Here is a 1,486-nt window from a genome sequence, read left to right on the forward strand (position 1 = left end):
GGCGACCTCGAACGCCACCGCCGGCAGGAGCGCGGTCTCGCGGCCGGTCGGGTGGTAGTCGGGGCTGTCGCAGATCCGGTCGAACAGGACCGAGCCGGCCTCGTCCCAGAGCCAGGTGCCGGGCAGCGTCCGCGGCCGGGCCGAGAGCCCCGCGCGCACGGCCCGGGCGAAGGCCTCGCGAGCCGCGTCCGCCACGCCTCAGCCCTCCCGGGTCGCGACGAGGACGGCCAGCGCGATGCGGTCGGCCCGCGCGTAGGCCGGGTCCGCCAGTTCCTCGCCGTAGGCGTCCGGATCGTATTCCCGGTACTGGGCGGAGAGGCCAGCGCGGGCACAGGCCGTCAGCGCCGCCTCGCGGAACGGATCCTCGCCCTCGACGATGACCGAGCCCGTGAACAGGACCAGGGCGCCGCGCGGGTTCAGGCGCTCGGCCGCCGCCTCGACGACCGCGAGCGACAGGCCCTCGCCGAACGCGCCGCCGCCGTGCCGGTAGGTGCGCCCTTGCGCGTCGAGCATGAAGGGCGGGTTCGAGACCACGAGGTCGAAGCGGCCCTCGGTACCCGAGAGGAGGTCGCTCGACACCGGCACCGTGCCGGTGACGCCCGCGAGCCGGGCGTTGAGCGCCGCAGCGGCGAGCGCGTTCGGGTTGACGTCGACGAGGAGCACCTCGGCGCCGGGCGCCCGCTTGGCGACCGCGATGCCCGCCGCCCCGCTGCCGCAGCCGACATCGACCGCCCGCCGCACCGGTGCCTCGCGCCCCGCGAGATACTGGGTCACGGACGCCACGAAGCGCATCGTGTCGGGCCCGAAGAACACGGCGTCCTGGGCGGTGGGCGGGTAGGCCGCGTGCACGAAGAGTTCCCCATCGAGGCTCGACAGGCGGATCGTGGCGCGCCAGAGGTCGCCCGCCCGCGCGAGGATCCCGGCCTCGCGCATCAGCCCGAAGAGGTCCGGCGGCACGAGATCCTCGGCGAAGGGCCGGCTCCAGCCGAACACGTCGCGCAGCGACCGGGCGGGCGCGTCGCCCATGCGGCGGGCGACGTGCGCGTGGGTGGCGGGCGTCACCGTGGTGAAGGCGTAGTCCCGGGCGCGCAGGGCGGCCACCAGCGCCACGAGGGCGTCGTCCGAGGTCCAGGGCGCGCTCACGGCTTCTGACCCTCGCCTTCGGCATCCGGGCCCGCAGCCTCGGCGAGACGGCGCGCGTCGAAGGCGCCCGCGCCGAGATCCCGGGCCACCGCCGCCCAGTCGGCGGGCTCGGGCGCGCCGCGCCGGAACGGGCAGGCCCAGTCGGCCGGCACCGCGCGGCCGCTGTACTGCACCGCCTCCGAGCGCTCGCCGTGGCGGGCGAGCATCGGGTTGACGGAGCCCGCCAGATCGACGTCGCGGGCCAGGATCGTCTCGCGCAGGCGCTCGTAGCGCCCTTCCGCGCGCAGCCGCTCGAACTGGTCGTGCAGGTTGAAGACGAGGACGGGCGCCTCGAAGCGGCGGG

Annotated in this window: 3 protein-coding genes; all 3 read right to left on the reverse strand. The window is 76.2% G+C overall.

Annotated elements, in window-relative coordinates; translation table 11 throughout:
* On the reverse strand, positions 1-195 hold a 195-nt coding region (locus AX737_RS20690), incomplete at its 3' end, for an L-histidine N(alpha)-methyltransferase (protein ID WP_197430656.1).
* 3 nt (positions 196-198) lie between these two features.
* Complete coding sequence (locus tag AX737_RS20695) at positions 199-1,143, reverse strand: methyltransferase (protein ID WP_066924529.1); 945 nt, start codon at positions 1,141-1,143, stop codon at positions 199-201.
* Positions 1,140-1,486: YqcI/YcgG family protein (locus AX737_RS20700; RefSeq protein WP_197430657.1), on the reverse strand; the 347-nt coding region annotated here is incomplete at its 5' end. The genes AX737_RS20700 and AX737_RS20695, both read right to left, overlap by 4 nt.

Origin of the sequence: Methylobacterium sp. CCH5-D2 (assembly GCF_001556475.1) — a bacterium.
GTDB lineage: Bacteria > Pseudomonadota > Alphaproteobacteria > Rhizobiales > Beijerinckiaceae > Methylobacterium > Methylobacterium hispanicum.